The following is an 18,080-nucleotide window of genomic DNA, read 5'->3' on the forward strand; positions in this document are numbered from 1 at the left end:
GGAAATACAGCCCTGTCAGCCCTAGCGGCGTGCACGGTGGGCGGCGATCGCCTCGTACACCATGCCGACGAGCAGGTCGTCGGCGTCCCGACGGCCGAACTCGCTTGCCGCGCGGGACATCTCGTACAGCCGGTGCGGGTCGGCGAGCACGGGCAGGACGTTCTCCCGCACCCAGTCGGGCGTCAGTTCCGCGTCGTCGACCAGCACCCCGCCGCCGGCCTTCACCACCGGCTGGGCGTTCAGCCGCTGTTCGCCGTTGCCGATGGGCAGCGGGACGTAGGCGGCCGGGAGTCCGACGGCGGAGAGTTCGGCGACGGTCATCGCGCCCGCGCGGCAGAGCATCATGTCGGCCGCGGCGTACGCGAGATCCATCCGGTCCAGGTAACTTACCGGGATGTAGGGGGGCATTCCCGGCATCTGCTGCACATGCGGCAGTTCGTTCTTCGGGCCGACCGCGTGCAGGATCTGGATGCCGGCCTGCTGCAGCCAGGGAGCGACCTGCTGGACCACCTCGTTGAGGCGGCGGGCGCCCTGCGAGCCGCCGGAGACCAGCAGCGTGGGCAGGTTGGGGTCGAGGCCGAACATGTGCCGGGCCTCGGGACGGGCGGCCGCCCGGTCCAGGGTGGCGATGGAGTGGCGCAGCGGGATCCCGATGTAGCGGGAGTTGCGCAGCTTGCTGTCCGGGGTGGCGACGGCCACCTGGGCCGCGTACCGGGAGCCGATCTTGTTGGCCAGGCCCGGGCGGGCGTTGGCCTCGTGGACGACGATCGGCACACCGAGGCGCTTGGCGGCGAGGTAGCCGGGCAGCGCCACATAGCCGCCGAAGCCGACGACCGCGTCCGCCTTGGTGCGCTCCAGGATCTGCTCGGTCGCCTTGATCGTGCCGCGCAGCCGGCCCGGGACGGTGATCAGCTCGGGCGTGGGCTTACGGGGCAGCGGTACGGCGGGGATGAGCGCGAGCTCGTAGCCCCGCTGCGGAACGAGTGTGGTCTCCAGGCCCCGCTCCGTGCCCAGGGCCGTGATGCCCACGGTCGGGTCCTGCCTGCGCAGGGCGTCCGCGAGGGCGAGCGCGGGCTCGATGTGGCCGGCGGTCCCCCCACCGGCGAGTACGACATGCACCGAAATTCACCGCTCTCCGGACGGCCGCGCCGTGGGCGCGCGCCGTCGCATCGTGTTCCATCTCCGAGGCCCCCGGTCCCGCGCGGCCCCTCCCGCCCGCTTTCTACCAAAGCGGGGTTGCCGCAGGGAAAGCGCCGCCCGCGCAGCGGGCTCGTCGCGCGCGAACGCGATCAGCAGCCCGACGGCGAACATGGTCGGCAGCAGGGCGGATCCTCCGTAGGAGAACAGCGGGAGGGGGACGCCGGCGATCGGCAGCAGGCCGAGCACCGCACCGATGTTGATCACCGCCTGCGCGGTGATCCAGGTGGTCACGCCTCCCGCGGCATACCTGACGAAGGGGTCCTCCGTACGTCCGGCCACGCGGATACCCGCATAGCCTAGAGCCGCGAAGAGGGCGAGTACCGACAGCGTCCCCGCCAGGCCCAGTTCCTCACCGGTGACGGCGAAGATGAAGTCCGTGTGCGCTTCCGGGAGTTGGCCCCATTTTTCCACACTCGCACCGAGCCCGGAGCCGAAGATTCCGCCGGAGGCGAGGGCGTAGATCCCGTGCACGGCCTGCCAGCAGTCGGCGCCCCCGGAGCGGGGCTCGGTGGCGCCGATGCAGGCGAGCCGGGCCATGCGGTTGGGGCTGGTCTTGATCAGGATCACACCGAGGGTGGCAGTGATCGACAGCACGCCGACGAAGAGGCGGGTGGGCGCCCCGGCCAGCCACAGCAGGCCGAACAGGATCGCCGTGAGGATGATCGCGGTACCCATGTCACCGCCGAGCATGATCAGCCCGAGCAGCAGGAAGGCGACCGGCACGAGCGGCACCAGCATGTGTTTCCACTGGTTGAGCAGGTTCTTGTCCTGTTTGCGGGCCAGCAGGTCGGCGCTCCACAGGACCAGCGCGAGCTTGCCGAACTCGCTGGGCTGGATCTGGAAGGAGCCGCCGAGGGAGATCCAGTTCTGGTTGCCGTTGACCGACATCCCTATCCCCGGCACCTGCACCAGCGCCATCAGGAAGACGGCGCCCGCGAGGATCGGGTAGGCCAGCGCCCGGTGCAGCTTGACCGGCATCCGGGAGGCGACCAGCAGCAGGACGCCGCCGATCACGGCCGCGAGCAGCTGCTTGCGGAAGAAGTAGGAGCCGGGCAGGGACATCTGCAGCGCGGTGATCTGGGAGGCCGAGTAGACCATCACCAGACCGAGCACGGTGATCAGGAAACTGCCGCCGGCGATCAGGTAGTAGGCCGTCAGCGGCCGGTCCCAGGCGCGCTTGGCGTTGACGTAGGCGCGGCGCAGGGGATGGTCACGGGACGGCCGGGAAGCGGCGGGACGTCTGACGGGCCGCTGCACGGGCGGCCGTCCGGTACGGCTACTGGGCATCAGCGCCTCCGCTGCGTCGGTCAGGAGCCGAGTTCGCGAACCGCCTCCGCGAACGCGTCACCGCGCTTGTTGTAATTGGTGAACATGTCCATCGAGGCACAGGCGGGAGCCAGCAGCACCGTGTCGCCTGCGACCGCGAGCCGCCGGGCCTCCCGGACGGCCGCGAGCATCGCCCCAGTGTCGGTCCGGTCGAGGTCGACGACGGGTACTTCCGGCGCGTGTCGCGCGAGGGCTTCGCGGATCAGGGCGCGGTCCTGTCCGATGAGCACGACACCGCGAAGTCGCTTTGCCGACTTGGCGACCAGCTCGTCGAAGGTCGCGCCCTTGGCGAGTCCCCCCGCGATCCATACGATCGACTCGTATGCCGCCAATGAGGCTTCCGCGGCATGGGTGTTGGTGGCCTTGGAGTCGTCGATGTAGGCGACCCCGTCGACGTCGGCCACGTGCGCGATGCGGTGCGCGTCCGGCGTGAAATTCCTCAGTCCGTCGCGTACGGCCTTGGGGGGCACCCCGAAGGCGCGCGCAAGGGCCGCCGCGGCAAGGGCGTTGGCGATGTTGTGCGGGGCCGGCGGATTGACGTCGGAGACCTCGGCGAGCTCCTGGGCGTTCTTCTGCCGGTTCTCCACGAAGGCGCGGTCGACCAGGATGCCGTCCACGACGCCGAGTTGGGAGGGACCCGGGGTGCCCAGGGTGAAGCCGATGGCCCGGCAGCCCTCCTCGACGTCGGCCTCGCGGACCAGGTCCTCGGTGGCCTTGTCGGCGACGTTGTAGACGCAGGCGACCCGATTGCCCTCGTAGATACGGCCCTTGTCCCTGGCGTAGGCCTCCATGGAGCCGTGCCAGTCGAGATGGTCGGGGGCGAGGTTGAGCACCGCCGCCGAGTGCGCCCGCAGGGAGGGCGCCCAGTGGAGCTGATAGCTCGACAGCTCCACGGCCAGGACGTCGTACCGCTCCTCGCCGAGCACGACGTCCAGCAGCGAGACGCCGATGTTGCCGACGGCCGCCGTGCGCAGACCCGCCGCCTTCAGGATCGACGCCAGCATCTGGACGGTGGTGGTCTTGCCGTTGGTGCCGGTCACGGCGAGCCAGGGGGCCGCGTCGGGTCCGCGCAGCCGCCAGGCGAGTTCGACGTCGCCCCAGATGTCGACGCCCGCCTCGCGGGCCGCGGTGAACAGCGGCTTGTCCGGCTTCCAGCCGGGCGTGGTGACGATGAGCTCCGTGCCGTCGGGCAGGGTCGCGCCGTCTCCCAGGCGCACGGTGACGCCCAGCGCCTCCAGCTCGGCGGCCTGTTCACGCGCGCGTGCGTCGTCGCCGTCGTTGACGACCGTGACGATCGCCCCGCGCGCGTGCAGCACCTTGGCCGCCGGGATGCCGGAGACGCCGAGCCCGGCGACGGTGACGTGCTTGCCCTCCCAGGAGAGCCCCTGCCGGTCGGTCACTTGTCCGCTGCCCATCCCGCGTAGAAGAGGCCCAGTCCGACGATCACGCAGATGCCCTGGATGATCCAGAAGCGGACCACCACCAGGACCTCGGACCAGCCCTTGAGTTCGAAGTGGTGCTGGAGTGGCGCCATCCGGAAGACGCGCCTGCCGGTGAGGCGGAAGGAGCCGACCTGGATGACCACCGACATGGTGATGAGGACGAACAGACCGCCCATGATGGCCACCAGCAGCTCCGTGCGGGAGAGGATGGCCAGGCCGGTGAGGACACCGCCGAGGGCGAGCGAACCGGTGTCGCCCATGAAGATCTTGGCCGGCGAGGTGTTCCACCACAGGAAGCCCAGGCAGGCGCCCATCAGCGCGGAGGCGATGACCGCGAGGTCGAGCGGGTCACGCACCTCGTAGCAGGCGTTGGGGTTGGTCAGGGTCTGCGCGTTGGCGCAGGACTCCTGGAACTGCCAGACGCCGATGAACGTGTAGGCGCCGAAGACCAGGACGGAGGCGCCGGTGGCGAGGCCGTCCAGACCGTCGGTGAGGTTCACGCCGTTCGACATGGCGAGGATCATGAACAGCGCCCAGACGACGAACAGCACCGGGCCGATCGACCAGCCGAAGTCCGTGATGAACGACAGCTTGGTGGAGGCCGGGGCGTTGCCGCGGGCGTCCTGGAACTGCAGGGCGAGCACCGCGAAGCTGATGCCCACGATCAGCTGGCCGGCCATCTTGGCCTTGGCCCGCAGACCCAGCGAACGACGCTTGACGATCTTGATGTAGTCGTCCAGGAAGCCGACCAGCCCCATGCCGCACATCAGTCCGAGCACCAGCAGGCCCGAGTAGCTCGGGCTGTAGCCGGTGATGATCTTCGACAGGAAGTACGCGGCGACGGTCGCCAGGATGAAGGCGATACCGCCCATGGTGGGCGTACCGCGCTTGCTGGCGTGCTCACGGGGGCCGTCGTCCCGGATGTACTGCCCGTAGCCCTTGCGGGCCAGGAGCTTGATCAGCAGCGGGGTGCCGACCAGGGTCAGGAACAGACCGATGACTCCCGAGAACAGGATCTGCTTCATCATCGGGCAGCGACCTCACCCTCGGCACCGGTCGCGAGCAGCGCCTGGGCGACGCTCTCGAGGCCGACCGAACGGGACGCCTTCACGAGCACGACGTCCCCCGGGCGCAACTCGCTGCGCAACAGGTCGACCGCCGCCTGTGCGTCGGACACGTGCACCGACTCCTCACCCCACGAACCCTCGTTATATGCGCCCAGTTGCAGCCAGGACGCTTCCCTGCCCCCGACCGCGACGAGCTTGCTGACGTTGAGCCGGACGGCGAGCCGCCCGACCGCGTCGTGCTCGGCGAGCGCCTCGTCCCCGAGCTCGGCCATCTTGCCGAGCACCGCCCAGGTCCGCCGCCCCCGGCCCATCGCCACGAGCGCGCGCAGGGCGGCTCGCATGGACTCGGGGTTCGCGTTGTAGGCGTCGTTGACGATGGTCACGCCGTCCGGTCGCTCGGTGACCTCCATGCGCCAGCGGGAGAGGGAGTCCGCCTCGGAGAGCGCGGTGGCGATCTCTTCCGCGGACATGCCCAGCTCATGGGCGACGGCGGCCGCGGCGAGCGCGTTCGACACGTGGTGCTCACCGTACAGGCGCATGGTCACATCGCTTGCACCGGAGGGTGTGTGGAGCCGGAAGGCGGGCTGCCCGGTGTCCGTGAGTCGCACGTTCTCGGCGCGTACGTCCGCTTCGTCGGCCTCGCCGAAGAGGACCACCTTCGCCTTCGTCCGGGACGCCATGGCCCGTACGAGCGGGTCGTCCGCGTTGAGGATCGCGGCGCCGCCGTCCTGTGCCGACGGAAGGGCCTCCACGAGTTCGCCCTTGGCCTGCGCGATCTGCTCGCGGCCGCCGAACTCGCCGATGTGGGCGGAGCCGACGTTGAGCACCAGCCCGATCCGGGGCGGGGTCAGCTCGGTGAGGTAGCGGATGTGGCCGATGCCGCGGGCGCCCATCTCCAGCACGAGGAACCTGGTGTCCTCGGTGGCGGACAGGGCCGTGAGCGGCAGCCCGATCTCGTTGTTGAGCGAGCCGGGCGTGAACACCGTCGGCGCCTTGCGCCGCAGCACCTGGGCGATGAGGTCCTTGGTGCTGGTCTTGCCCGCGGAGCCGGTGAGCGCCACGAGGGTCGCGCCGAGGCGGCGTACGACATGACGGGCGAGGGCGCCGAGGGCGGCCTGGACGTCGTCCACGACGATCGCGGGCACGCCGACGGGCCGCGAGCCCAGGACGGCCACCGCGCCCGCCGCCACGACCTGCTGGGCGAAGTCGTGGCCGTCGGCGTGCTCGCCGACGAAGGCGACGAAGAGCCCGCCCGGCTGCACCTCCCGCGAGTCCCGGACGACCGGAGCGGTGACCTGGACGGACGGATCCGGTATGTCGTGCGTCTGCCCGCCGACGACTGAGGCGATCTCGGCGAGAGAGAGGGCGATCACAAGTTCATCCCTGGGTCTGCTGGATGGCTTCTCGAAGCACCTGGCGGTCGTCGAAGGGACGGACCACCCCGGCGATGTCCTGGCCCTGCTCGTGGCCCTTGCCGGCGACGAGCACGGTGTCTCCGGGCCGTGCCCGGGCGACGGCCGCCGCGATCGCGGCCGCCCGGTCCTCGAAGACCTGGACCTCGCCGCGTTCGTGTGCTGGTACGGACGCGGCGCCCTCGAGCATGGTTGCAAGGATGGCGAGGGGGTCCTCGGAGCGGGGGTTGTCGGAGGTCAGTACGGCGGTGTCGGCGAGGCGGGCCGCGGCGGCGCCCATCGGGCCGCGCTTGGTTGTGTCCCGGTCGCCTCCGCAGCCGAGCACGACGTGCAGCCCGCCCTCGGTGACCTTGCGCAGGGCGCGCAGCACCGACTCGACGGCGTCGGTCTTGTGGGCGTAGTCCACGACCGCGAGGTAGGGCTGTCCGGCGTCCACGCGCTCCAGCCGCCCGGGCACGCCCGGCACCGCGGCGACGCCGTCGGCGGCGGCCTGCGGGTCCAGGCCCGCGGCGGCCAGGGCGACGATCGCGGCGAGGGTGTTGGCCACGTTGAAGGGGCCCGGCAGCGGCGCCTTGGCTTCGATGCGCTCGCCCTCGGGGCCGATCACGGTGAACGTGGAGTCGAGTTGGCCGATCACGACGTCCTCGGCCCGCCAGTCGGCGTCCGGGTGGCCCTCGGCGGAGTACGTCACGACCGGGACGGTCGCCTCCACCGCGAGCCGGCGGCCGTACTCGTCGTCGGCGTTGACCACGCCGAGTCTGCTGCGCCGCGGCGTGAACAGCTGCGCCTTCGCCTGGAAGTAGTCCTCCATGCCGGAGTGGAACTCCATGTGCTCCGGGCTGAGGTTGGTGAAGACGGCGATGTCGAAGACGCAGCCGTCGACCCGGCCGAGGACCAGGGCGTGGCTGGAGACCTCCATGGCGACCGCCTCGACCCCGCGCTCGCGCATCACCGAGAACAGGGCCTGCAGATCGGTGGCTTCGGGGGTGGTGCGCTCGGACTTGATGCGTTCGTCGCCGATGCGCGTCTCCACCGTGCCGATCAGGCCGGTGTTGTTCTTGGTCTTCAGACCGCCCTCGACGAGGTAGGCGGTGGTGGTCTTGCCGGAGGTGCCGGTGATGCCGATCTGCAGCAGGTCGCGGCCCGGGTGGCCGTAGATGGTGGCCGCCAGTTCGCCCATCCGCCCGCGCGGGTCGTCGACGACCAGGACCGGCAGGCCGGTGGCCGCGGCGCGCTCGGCGCCGGTCGGGTCCGTCAGCACCGCGACCGCGCCGAGGCCGGCGGCCTGGGTGGCGAAGTCCGCGCCGTGCAGGCGGGCGCCCGGGAGGGCGGCGTACAGGTCGCCGGGGCGGACCGCGCGTGAGTCATGGGTGATGCCCGTGACCTCCGCGGCGCTCTCGGGGCTTTCCGCACCCAGCTGATCGGCGAGCTCCGCGAGGGGTGTGGCGGAGACATGAACCGGTCGTGGCGGCCCCGGATAGGTCACGGAAACGCCCTTCTGGGTGATTTGGGACTGATCAGCGTGTGGCACGGCGGTGAGCGTACCGGGCGCACCCGCCCGGGAGCGAAGCGAGGGGCGGGGGGCGTCCGGCTTGCCGGAGTCGGGAGTGATCATGGTCACGGAGCGTTCCTGGCTGGTTGCGCCGATCAGGGCGTGAAGGTGACGGGCAGGGCCGCGGGCTTCGCGCCGGTGGGCGGGACCTGGAGGGTCTTCAGAGCGAACTCCATCACCTCCTTGAAGATGGGTCCGCAGATCTGGCCGCCGAAGTAACTGCCCTTCGTGGCGTTCTGGATGGCGCAGTAGACGGTCACGCGCGGGTTGTCCGCAGGGGCGAAACCGGCGAACGAGGACGTGTATCCGCGGTACTTGCCGGTGGCCGGATCCACGCGGTTGGCCGTACCCGTCTTGCCCGCGACCCGGTAGCCGGGGATGCGTGCCTTGGTGCCGGTGCCCTCCTGGTCGTCCACGACCGACTCCAGCATCTGGGCGAGCGTCTTCGCCGTCTTCGCGCTGACCACCCTGGTCTTCTGCGGCTTGGCGGCCGGAGTGAAGCGCCCGTCGGGCCCCCTGGTGCCGCGGACGAGCGTGGGCTCGATACGGACGCCGCCGTTGGCGATGGTCGAGTAGACGGACGCCGCCTGCATGGCGTTGAGGGACACGCCCTGGCCGAAAGGAATCGTGTACTGCTGCGAGGTCGACCACTTGCCGGGCGGCGCGAGGATGCCCTTGGTCTCGCCCGGGAAGTCGAGTCCGCTGTAGCTGCCGATGCCGAACTTGCGCAGGTAGGAGTAGAGGACCTTGTTGGCCTGCGCCTGCGTCCTGCCCAGCTGGCCGGTGGCCAGGATGGTGCCGATGTTGCTGGACTTGGCGAGCACGCCGTTGAGGGTGAGGTCCCAGGTGGCGTGGTCGATGTCGTCCTTGAAGAGCCGGTCGCCGCGGTGCAGCCGGTTGGGCACCACGACATGCGTGAGGGGGGTGGCCACGTTCTCCTGCAGTACGGCGGCCATCGACATGATCTTGGCGGTGGAGCCGGGCTCGTAGGCGTCCTCGACGGCCCAGTTGTGCAGGGCGTTCGGGTCCGCCTTGGACAGGTCGTTGGGGTCGAAGCCGGGCGAGTTGGCCATGGCGAGGATCTCACCGGTCCGGGTGTCCTGCACTATCACGTACCCGCGGTCCGCCCCGGACTTCTTCACCTGCTCGCTGATCGCGCTCTGGGCGGCCCACTGGATGTCCCGGTCGATGGTGAGCTCGACGTCGCTGCCGGGCACCGCGGGCGTCTCGGCGGAGCCCGCGGTGGGGATCAGCCGGCCGCCGGACTGGGCGTAGCGGATCTTGCCGTCCTTGCCGGACAGTTCCTTGTTCAGCTCCTGCTCGACGCCCCCGCCCCCCCGGCCGGTGTCGTTGACCCAGCCCAGTATCCCGGCGGCGAGGTCGCCGTTGGGGTAGACGCGCTTGCTGCTGGGGTCGGCGAAGACGCCGGCCAGGACGTTGGCGGTGCCCGGGTCGGTCGCCGCCTTCTGGATGAGGGCGTTCCTCAGGTCCTTGATCTGCGTCCAGACCTGCGGGGTCTGACGGCGCGCGAGCAGGACGTAGCGCAGCTTCTTGTTGGCCGGCCGCAGCTTCCTGACGAGGGTGGCCTGGTCCTGGCCGAGGATCGGCGCGAGCAGCGCGGCCGCCTGCTCCGGGCCGTCGTCGATCTTCAGCTGGGCGCGGGTGAACATCGTCGGGTCGGCCGTGAGGTCGTAGGCGTCCACGCTGGTCGCCAGGGTCACGCCGTCGCGGTCGGTGATCCCGCCGCGCTCGGCGGCCAGGGTGTGCACGACGTACCGGTTCTGCTCGGCCTTGGCGGCGTACGTGCTCGCGTCGACGGCCTGGACCTGCAGCAGCCGTACGACGAACGCGATCAGCACCAGGGTGAGCGCCAGCGCCACCATGCGCAGCCGGGGGCGGGGGCTGCCGAGCCTGAGGAGGCTCGGGGCCGCGGGCCGGGCCGCCGCCGGACGGCGGGCCGCCGGGCGGGCGCCGGGGCCGGGACGCCGCTGAGCGGCGGCGGGGCGGGCGGGGCGCGCGGGGCCGGGCACGCGGCGGCGCGGCGGTTCCCTGTCGGACAATTCCGTCACCTGCCGGGGGTCGTCGTCGGGGCGGGGGTGGTGACTGCCGGGGTCTCGCCGGTCGTCTGGGGCACGCCGGTCGTGGGGGTCTCGCCGGTCATGGGCGACCCGTCGGCCGTGGGGGTCGCGGCGGGCTCGGTGCCGGGTGCCGGTGAGGAGCCGACGGTCTCCGGCGGGAGCAGGACGAGCGGCATCTGGGCGGAGGACTGCTCGGCGGCGGCCGAGGGAACGCCCTTCACGGTGCCGTTCGGGTTCAGGAAGGCGGGGTCGCCGCCGGGGACCATGCCCAGCTCGCGGGCGCGGCGCTGGAGGGCCTCGGGGGCGGAGTAGGCGTCGATGTCCCGCTGGAGCGCCTGTTCCTCGTCGGTGAGGTTCTTGGTGTTCTTCTGGAGGTCGTCGAGTTTGAACGAGCCCTCGCTGAGCGCGGAGTTCAGCACCAGGAGGCCGATCAGACCGCCGCCGAGGAGGAGCACGACGAGCAGGACGAAGGGGGTGCGGGCCGCCTGTCCACGGCTCGGCGCCCCGGGGAAGAGCCGGGCGAGACGGGCGGCCCGCCCTCTCAGTTCGGGTTTCCTACTCACACCGCCCCCAGCCCACCTGGTGAGTTCGGATGTCCAACCCGCTCACACCCCTCACTCGACGTCCTCCCTGACGCGCTCGGCCCCGCGCAGTCGCGCCGGCGCCGCCCGCCGGTTCTCGGCGACCTCTTCCTCGGTGGGAAGTTCGGCACCACGCGTGAGCAGCTTGAGCCGCGGCTGGTACCGCTCGGGGACGACGGGCAGCCCGGGAGGCGCGGTGGTGGCGGCACCGGCCGCGAAGACCTGCTTGACCAGGCGGTCCTCGAGCGAGTGGTACGACAGCACGGCGATGCGTCCGCCGACGTCGAGCGCCTTCACCGCGGCCGGGATCGCCCGTTCCAGCACGGACAGCTCACCGTTAACCTCGATGCGCAGCGCCTGGAAGGTGCGCTTGGCCGGGTTGCCGCCGGTGCGCTTGGCGGCCTGCGGCAGCGCGTCCCGGATCAGTTCCACCAGACGGGCGCTGTTGTCGAAGGGCTCCTTGTCGCGCTCGCGCACGATGGCGGCGACAATCCGCTTGGCCTGCTTCTCCTCGCCGTACGCGCGCAGAACGCGGACGAGCTCGCCGGCCGGGTAGGTGTTGAGGACCTCGGCGGCGCTGATGCCGGTCGTCTGGTCCATGCGCATGTCGAGCGGGGCGTCCTGGGCGTAGGCGAAGCCGCGGTCGGCCTCGTCGAGCTGCATGGAGGAGACGCCGAGGTCGAACAGCACGCCCCGCACGCGCGCGATGCCGAGTCGCCGCAGCACGTCGGGCAGCTCGTCGTAGACAGCGTGCACCAAGGTAGCGCGCTCGCCGAAGGGGGCGAGCCGCTCGCCGGACAGGCGCAGCGCCTCCTTGTCGCGGTCGAGGGCGACCAGCCGGGCCTCGGGGAAGCGCTCGAGCAGGGCCTCGCTGTGACCGCCGAGCCCGAGCGTGCAGTCGACGACGACCGCTCCGGGCCGCTGAAGGGCGGGGGCCAACAGGTCCAGGCACCGCTGGAGCATCACCGGGACGTGTCGACTGTTGCTCAAGGGGCCCTCTCAGGTCCGGCGCGGGCCGTACGCACCGCCGGGTCCCCGCGCACGTGGGGAGGCCGTCCGCGTGGGGGCCTCCGGGAAGTTCGTCCAGCAGGGAGGGCCTCGCCTCCCGCTTCGCGTCACTTTAGTCCACGGTGTCTCGCGGTCAATCAACCGGCCTGCGCGTGGCGGCCCGGCATGCGTGCCAAGCGGCGAACCGGGGAAAACCACCCTGACGGCTCAGCCGCCGCCACCTGTGTGGGTTACCTCACAAGAGGGACGTGATGACGCTCTTCTCCCGCTCTCACACCGCGACCGGAACGGCCGTGACCAGTACCGTTGTGGCCATGACGACTTCTGCATCCGTGCCCACCGAGTCCGAAGGCGCCATACACGGCGGCACGGTCACCGACCGCCTCGTCGAGGCGAACGAGCGGTACGCCGCCGAGTTCACCGACCCCGGGATGGACGCCCGTCCCGTGCTGCACGTCGCGGTGGTGGCCTGCATGGACGCCCGTATCGACCTGCACAAGGCGCTCGGCCTGCAGCTCGGCGACTGTCACACCATCCGCAACGCGGGCGGCGTGGTCACCGACGACGTGATCCGCTCGCTCACCATCAGCCAGCGCAAGCTCGGCACCCGCAGCATCGTGCTCATCCACCACACCGGCTGCGGCATGGAGACGATCACCGAGGACTTCCGCACCGAGCTGGAGCACGAGGTCGGCCAGCGCCCGGCCTGGGCGGCGGAGGCCTTCTCGGACGTCGACCAGGACGTGCGCCAGTCCATGCAGCGGGTGCGCACCTCGCCGTTCCTGCTGTACACGGAGGACGTGCGCGGCTTCGTCTTCGACGTGCGGACGGGTCTGCTGCGCGAGATCGACCCGGCGTAACCGGTCCCGGAGACGTCCCCCGGCCCTCTCGTTTTCCCCGGAACACGCGCATGCTGGACCCCAAGTACCGTAAAACCCGACATATCGCGGCCACTTGTCCACAGTCGAGTGACACGAAACGGTAACGGCGGCAAGAATGCGGGTGTGGCGTCACGCGGAACTTTTCACGCGTGGTGTCCGTGTTCCAGGGGTGGGCCGGTCCGCATCGCAGAGCGACGGCCCGGAGAAAGAACGGGCCGAGGAGGGCCGGGTGACGACCTATGACGATCGAGCGAGCCTTACAGATCTGACCGCCACTGTGGAGCGGGTCCGCAGTTCGGTGGAAGGAGTGATCGAGGGCAAGCCCGAGGTCGTGCGGCTTTCGCTGACCGTACTTCTCGCCGAGGGACATCTTCTGATCGAGGACGTGCCCGGCGTGGGCAAGACCATGCTCGCAAAGGCGCTGGCGCGGTCCATCGACTGTTCCGTGCGGCGTATCCAGTTCACGCCCGACCTGCTGCCCTCGGACATCACGGGTGTGTCCATCTGGGACCAGCAGCGCCGGGACTTCGAGTTCAAGCCGGGCGCGATCTTCGCGCAGATCGTGATCGGCGACGAGATCAACCGCGCCTCGCCCAAGACCCAGTCGGCGCTGCTGGAGTCGATGGAGGAGCGCCAGGTCACCATCGACGGGCAGACCTACGAGCTGCCGAGCCCCTTCATGGTGGTGGCCACCCAGAACCCGGTGGAGATGGAGGGCACCTACCCGCTGCCCGAGGCGCAGCGCGACCGTTTCATGGCCCGGGTCTCGGTGGGTTACCCCAGCGTGGAGGCCGAGCTGCAGATGCTCGACGTGCACGGCGGCGTCTCCCCGCTGGAGGACCTGCAGCCGGTGGCGCACGCGCACGACATCGTGAAGCTGATCGAGGCCGTGCGCGCGGTCCACGTCGCCGAAACGGTCCGGCGGTACGCGGTGGACCTGGTCGCCGCCACCCGCACCCACCCCGACCTCAGACTCGGGGCCTCCCCGCGCGCGACGCTGCACCTGCTGCGCGCCGCGAAGGCGTCCGCGGCCCTCAGCGGCCGGGAGTACGCCCTGCCGGACGACGTGCAGGCGCTCGCCGTCGCCGTCCTCGCCCACCGTCTGCTGCCCACCGCGCAGGCCCAGCTCAACCGCCGCACCGCCGAGCAGGTCGTCCAGGAGATCCTGCAGCGCACCCCGGTGCCCGCGGCGCCCCAGCAGTCCAGTGGCTTCGGCGGCCTCGGCCACGGCACGCCGGCGTACGGCCAGCAGCCGCCGCGGAGGCTGTGATGTCCTTCGGAGGGACCGGGCACACGGAGGCCGACCGGGGCGAGAAGGGCGGCGTCCGTACCGCCCTGGCGGGCCTGACCACCCGCGGCCGGTCCTTCCTCGCGGCGGGCATCGCCGCCGCCATCTGCGCCTATGTCCTCGGCCAGAGCGATCTGCTGCGGGTGGGCCTGCTGCTCGCCGCGCTCCCCCTCGTCTGCGCCGCGTTCCTGTACCGCACGCGCTACCGGGTGGCGGGCAGCCGCCGGCTCTCCCCCGCGCGCGTGCCCGCGAGCAGCGAGGCCCGCGTCCATCTGCGGATGGACAACGTCTCCCGGCTGCCCACCGGTCTGCTGATGCTCCAGGACCGGGTGCCCTACGTCCTCGGGCCGCGGCCCCGCTTCGTGCTGGACCGGGTCGAGCCGGGCGGACGCCGCGAGGTCTCCTACCGCGTCCGCTCCGACCTGCGCGGCCGCTATCCGCTGGGCCCGCTCCAGCTGCGCCTGACCGACCCGTTCGGCATGTGCGAACTGACCCGTTCGTTCTCCTCGTACGACACCCTGACGGTGATCCCGCGCGTGGAGCCACTGCCGCCGGTGCGCCTGAGCGGCGAGGCCAAGGGCTACGGCGACGGGCGGCAGCGCTCGCTCGCCCTGGCCGGCGAGGACGACGTCATCCCGCGCGGCTACCGCTACGGCGACGACCTGCGCCGCGTCCACTGGCGCTCCACCGCCCGCTACGGCGAGCTGATGGTGCGCCGCGAGGAGCAGCCCCAGCGCGCCCGGTGCACGGTGCTGCTGGACACCCGGGGCATCGCCTTCCAGGGCGCGGGCCCCGACTCGCCCTTCGAGTGGGCGGTCTCGGGCACCGCGTCCGTCCTCGTGCACATGCTCGAACGGGGCTTCTCGGTGCGGCTGCTGACGGACACCGGCAACTCGGTGCCCGGCGAGGGCGCCGAGGGGTTCGCGGGCGCGAGCCAGGAGACGGCCGACTCGGCGGGGCTGATGATGGACACCCTCGCGGTGGTCGACCACTCCGACGGCGCGGGCCTGTCGCGGGCCTACGACGTGCTGCGCGGCGGGAACGAGGGGCTGCTGGTGGCCTTCTTCGGCGACCTCGACCAGGAGCAGACCGCGATCGCCGCCAAGATGCGCCAGCGCAGCGGGGGCGCGGTCGCCTTCCTGCTCGACAGCGAGGAGTGGGTGCGGGAACCGAGCGATGTGCCGGGCCCGTTGGACAGGCGTGAGGAGCGGCTGCGGATGCTGCGGGAGGCGGGCTGGACCGCCCTGAGCGTGCCGCGGGGCGTCTCGCTGGGCGAGTTGTGGCGGCAGGCGGACCGTGAGCGCACGGGCCTGGCCGCGGCGGGCGGGCCGAGCGGTGAGGGGGCGGGTTCATGAGCGGGCGGACACGGCTGGCGCTGTGCGCCTGGGCGGCCACCCTGCTGGCCTCCTGCGCCCTGCTGCCCCTGGTGTCGCCGGCCACCTGGATCCTGCAGGCGGCCGTGATGCTGGGCGTCCAGTCCGGCGTGGGCGCGGCGACCCGCCGGGTTCCGCTGGCCCGGCCGCTGACGGTGGCGGCCCAGGCCCTGGTCACGCTGCTGATGCTGACCCTGGTCTTCGCGCGGCAGCAGGCCTTCGTCGGGATCGTGCCCGGCCCCGAGGCGTTCCGGCACTTCTCCGACCTGCTGCAGCAGGGAGGCGACGACATCGCGCGGTACGCGATACCGGCGCCCCTGGAGTCCGGCGGCATCCGGCTGATGCTGCTGGGCGGGGTCATGATCGTCGGGCTCGCGGTGGACACCCTCGCGGTGACCTTCCGCAGCGCGGCCCCGGCCGGTCTGCCGCTGCTGGCGCTGTACTCGGTGGCCGCGGGACTGTCCGAGGGGGGCGCCGACTGGCTGTGGTTCCTGGTCGCGTCCGGCGGCTATCTGATGCTGCTGCTCGCCGAGGGCCGGGACCGGCTCTCGCAGTGGGGCCGCGTGTTCGGCGGAGCGCCACGGACCCCGGGCGGGGAGCTGGGCGCGGTCGCGCCGGTCCGCACCGGGCGCCGCATCGGCGTGCTCGCGCTGGGCATCGCCCTGGTGGTGCCGGTCGCGCTGCCCGCGATGAACGGCGGGCTGCTGGACGGCGCCGGGACGGGCGTGGGCGTGGGCAACGGCAGCGGGGGCACGATCTCCGCGGTCAACCCGCTCGTGTCGCTGCGCGACAGTCTGAACGTGGACGAGGACCGCCAGGTCATGTCCCTGAGGACCAGCAGCAACGACCTGTCGGACATGTATCTGCGGATCGTGTCCCTGGACGACTTCGACGGCAGCACCTGGAAGCCCTCCAAGCGGCACATCACCTCCGTGCCGGGCAGGTTCCCCACCCCGACCGGCCTCGCGCCGGACGTCAAGCGCACGGAGATCGAGACCCGGATCACGGCAGCCGACTGGTACGCGCAGGACTGGCTGCCGATGCCCTACCCGCCCAGCGGCGTGGACATCGACGGCAACTGGCGCTACGAACCGGTGGGCATGACCCTGGTCGGCGACCACGGAGAGACCACGCGCGGCAAGACGTACCTGGTCAAGAGCCTGGACGTGCAGCCGACGGCGGAGCAGCTCGCGGACGCCCCTCAGGCGCCCGCGGCGATCAGGCGTGACTACACCAAGGTGCCGGACTCGGTGCCCTCGGTGGTGGCGAAGACCGCCCGGCAGGTCACCGCCGGCACGACCAACCACTACGAGCAGGCGGTCAAGCTGCAGGACTGGTTCACCGCCAGCGGCGGGTTCCAGTACAGCACCCAGGTGCAGGTCGGCACCGGTCCCGACGCGATCGCCAAGTTCCTGAAGGACAAGGAGGGCTTCTGCGTCCACTTCTCCTTCGCGATGGCGACGATGGCCCGCATCCTCGGCATACCGGCCCGGGTCGCGGTGGGCTTCGCCCCCGGTTCCCCGCAGTCGGACCAGTCGGTGTCGGTCGGTCTGAAGGACGCCCACGCCTGGCCCGAGCTGTACTTCGAAGGCGTGGGCTGGACCCGCTTCGAGCCGACCCCCAGCCGGGGCGTCACTCCCTCGTACACGCAGTCGGACACGCCGGGCAACAGCCTGCCCGACGTCGTGCAGCCCTCGCAGTCGGCGGGCTCGTCCGCGTCGGCGGCGCCGTCGTCGAGCGCCAGCTGCTCGGTGCAGGAGAAGAGGCTCCAGGACTGCGGTGTCGCCGCTCCGCTGGACACCGCCGAGCCGGGCATCGAGGGGCACCCCTGGTACTGGTACGCCGGCTGGGGGGTCCTCGCCCTCCTGGTGCTCGCCGTACCGCTGCTGCCCATGCTGTGGCGGCTGCGACGGCGCTCGGCACGGCTGGCCTCGGCCCAGCACGCGTCCTTGGGCGGGAACCCGGTCGGAGCGCCTGCGATGGAGGTCGAGGCGGACGCCCGTCACGCAGCGCAGATGGCGGCCGGGCACGTGCTCGCCGTCTGGCGTGAGCTGACGGACACGGCCTGGGACTACGGCATCGTGCCGGACGACGCGCTGACCCCGAGGAAGGCGGCCGCGCGGATCGTGCGGCTCGGGGTGCTGGATCCGGCGACGGCCGAGCGGGTCCACCGGGTGGCGGGCGCCGTGGAACAGGTGCTGTACGCGCCCCGGCCGCGGGCGGTACCGGGCCTGGCGGACGACGTCCGCGCGCTGCGGTCGGCCCTGCGCTCCCGGGCGAGCCGGACGACCAGGATCCGTGCGGTGGTCGCGCCGCGTTCGGCCGTCCGCGCCCTGTGGGACCTGTCGGACCGCTGGACGGCCGTCAAGGCCCGCCTGGCCGACCGCTGGACCACGCTGATCCGCCGCCTACCAGGCCAACCGGGCCGCCAAGGCGGCTGACCTCCCACCCGCCGCGCACCCGCTGATCGGCCCCGGCTCGAAATCTCCGAACCGGGCCGACTGCTACCGCCCTTCCTTCCAAAGCCGCCGCACAGCCACTCGGCCCCTCCAGCCGCTCACTACTCAACCGCCCAGCTACTCACTGGAGCCGACCGTTGGCATCAGCCACTCCGTGGAGCCCCAGCCGGTCGCCTGAGCCCGCTGGTTGAGCCAGCCTGTCGCTACGCCCGCACGCTGGAGCCGGCAGGTCGCATCAGCCACTCCGTGGAGCCAGCCGGTCGCTTGAGCCCGGCTGGTTGGGCCGACCGGTCACTACAGCCGCACGCTGGAGCCAGCCGAGCGCCCTGAGCCCGCTGGTTGAGCCAGCCGGTCGCTACAGCCGAACCGGGTGCATCAGCCACTCCGTGGAGCCGACCGGTCGCTACAGCCGC

The 18,080-nt window shown here is 71.6% G+C and carries 13 protein-coding genes; 4 read left to right on the forward strand and 9 right to left on the reverse strand.

From position 1 onward, the window contains the following. Positions 1-21: 21 nt before the first annotated feature. From murG to rsmH, 9 genes are all read right to left on the reverse strand, one after another. Positions 22-1,119, reverse strand: a complete 1,098-nt coding sequence (murG, locus tag MKW14_RS27270; protein ID WP_240866482.1) for an undecaprenyldiphospho-muramoylpentapeptide beta-N-acetylglucosaminyltransferase — start codon at positions 1,117-1,119, stop codon at positions 22-24. Positions 1,120-1,125: 6 nt separating this feature from the next. Beyond that, positions 1,126-2,487: a putative lipid II flippase FtsW gene (gene ftsW, locus MKW14_RS27275; RefSeq protein ID WP_240866483.1), complete on the reverse strand. Its 1,362-nt coding sequence runs from the start codon at positions 2,485-2,487 to the stop codon at positions 1,126-1,128. A 20-nt stretch (positions 2,488-2,507) separates the two neighbouring features. After that, the gene (murD, locus tag MKW14_RS27280; RefSeq protein WP_240866488.1) at positions 2,508-3,941 is read right to left on the reverse strand and encodes a UDP-N-acetylmuramoyl-L-alanine--D-glutamate ligase; all 1,434 of its coding nucleotides are present in this window, start codon (positions 3,939-3,941) and stop codon (positions 2,508-2,510) included. Further along, complete coding sequence (mraY, locus tag MKW14_RS27285; RefSeq protein ID WP_240866490.1) at positions 3,923-4,996, reverse strand: phospho-N-acetylmuramoyl-pentapeptide-transferase; 1,074 nt, start codon at positions 4,994-4,996, stop codon at positions 3,923-3,925. The genes murD and mraY overlap by 19 nt, the downstream gene beginning before the upstream one ends. Then, positions 4,993-6,408: a UDP-N-acetylmuramoyl-tripeptide--D-alanyl-D-alanine ligase gene (locus MKW14_RS27290; protein ID WP_240866492.1), complete on the reverse strand. Its 1,416-nt coding sequence runs from the start codon at positions 6,406-6,408 to the stop codon at positions 4,993-4,995. Before MKW14_RS27290 ends, mraY begins: the two co-directional genes overlap by 4 nt. Positions 6,409-6,412: 4 nt before the next feature. Then, entirely contained in the window at positions 6,413-7,933 is a 1,521-nt protein-coding gene (locus MKW14_RS27295) for a UDP-N-acetylmuramoyl-L-alanyl-D-glutamate--2,6-diaminopimelate ligase (protein ID WP_240866630.1), read from the reverse strand. A 161-nt stretch (positions 7,934-8,094) separates the two neighbouring features. Further along, the gene (locus MKW14_RS27300) at positions 8,095-10,059 is read right to left on the reverse strand and encodes a peptidoglycan D,D-transpeptidase FtsI family protein (RefSeq protein WP_276621926.1); all 1,965 of its coding nucleotides are present in this window, start codon (positions 10,057-10,059) and stop codon (positions 8,095-8,097) included. Positions 10,060-10,064: 5 nt separating this feature from the next. Next, positions 10,065-10,640, reverse strand: coding sequence for a cell division protein FtsL (ftsL, locus tag MKW14_RS27305; protein WP_240866496.1), 576 nt, complete (start codon positions 10,638-10,640; stop codon positions 10,065-10,067). Between the two features lie 51 nt (positions 10,641-10,691). Beyond that, positions 10,692-11,648 (reverse strand): 16S rRNA (cytosine(1402)-N(4))-methyltransferase RsmH, encoded by a 957-nt coding sequence (rsmH, locus tag MKW14_RS27310; RefSeq protein WP_240866503.1) that lies wholly within the window; start codon positions 11,646-11,648, stop codon positions 10,692-10,694. Between the two features lie 269 nt (positions 11,649-11,917). On the opposite strand from rsmH, the gene MKW14_RS27315 reads away from it, so the two are divergent. The 4 genes from MKW14_RS27315 (at position 11,918) to MKW14_RS27330 (ending at position 17,649) form a co-directional block, all read left to right on the forward strand. Then, positions 11,918-12,526: a beta-class carbonic anhydrase gene (locus MKW14_RS27315; protein ID WP_374116601.1), complete on the forward strand. Its 609-nt coding sequence runs from the start codon at positions 11,918-11,920 to the stop codon at positions 12,524-12,526. 250 nt (positions 12,527-12,776) lie between these two features. Further along, positions 12,777-13,817 (forward strand): AAA family ATPase, encoded by a 1,041-nt coding sequence (locus MKW14_RS27320; protein WP_240866507.1) that lies wholly within the window; start codon positions 12,777-12,779, stop codon positions 13,815-13,817. Further along, complete coding sequence (locus tag MKW14_RS27325; RefSeq protein WP_240866509.1) at positions 13,817-15,190, forward strand: DUF58 domain-containing protein; 1,374 nt, start codon at positions 13,817-13,819, stop codon at positions 15,188-15,190. Before MKW14_RS27320 ends, MKW14_RS27325 begins: the two co-directional genes overlap by 1 nt. Beyond that, positions 15,187-17,649 carry a transglutaminase TgpA family protein gene (locus tag MKW14_RS27330; RefSeq protein WP_240866510.1) on the forward strand — a complete coding sequence of 821 codons (2,463 nt, stop codon included), beginning with the start codon at positions 15,187-15,189 and terminating at the stop codon, positions 17,647-17,649. Before MKW14_RS27325 ends, MKW14_RS27330 begins: the two co-directional genes overlap by 4 nt. Positions 17,650-18,080 lie beyond the last annotated feature (431 nt).

This window comes from Streptomyces gilvus, from assembly GCF_022513565.1.
Lineage (GTDB): Bacteria > Actinomycetota > Actinomycetes > Streptomycetales > Streptomycetaceae > Streptomyces > Streptomyces gilvus.

What these genes read in the sequence shown, in the direction of transcription:
- ftsW (WP_240866483.1), bottom strand. Translation starts at nt 2,487, where the DNA reads ATGCCCAGTAGCCGTACCGGACGGCCGCCCGTGCAGCGGCCCGTCAGA.
- murD (WP_240866488.1), bottom strand. Translation starts at nt 3,941, where the DNA reads ATGGGCAGCGGACAAGTGACCGACCGGCAGGGGCTCTCCTGGGAGGGC.
- MKW14_RS27330 (WP_240866510.1), top strand. Translation starts at nt 15,187, where the DNA reads ATGAGCGGGCGGACACGGCTGGCGCTGTGCGCCTGGGCGGCCACCCTG.
- mraY (WP_240866490.1), bottom strand. Translation starts at nt 4,996, where the DNA reads ATGATGAAGCAGATCCTGTTCTCGGGAGTCATCGGTCTGTTCCTGACC.
- MKW14_RS27325 (WP_240866509.1), top strand. Translation starts at nt 13,817, where the DNA reads ATGTCCTTCGGAGGGACCGGGCACACGGAGGCCGACCGGGGCGAGAAG.
- MKW14_RS27315 (WP_374116601.1), top strand. Translation starts at nt 11,918, where the DNA reads ATGACGCTCTTCTCCCGCTCTCACACCGCGACCGGAACGGCCGTGACC.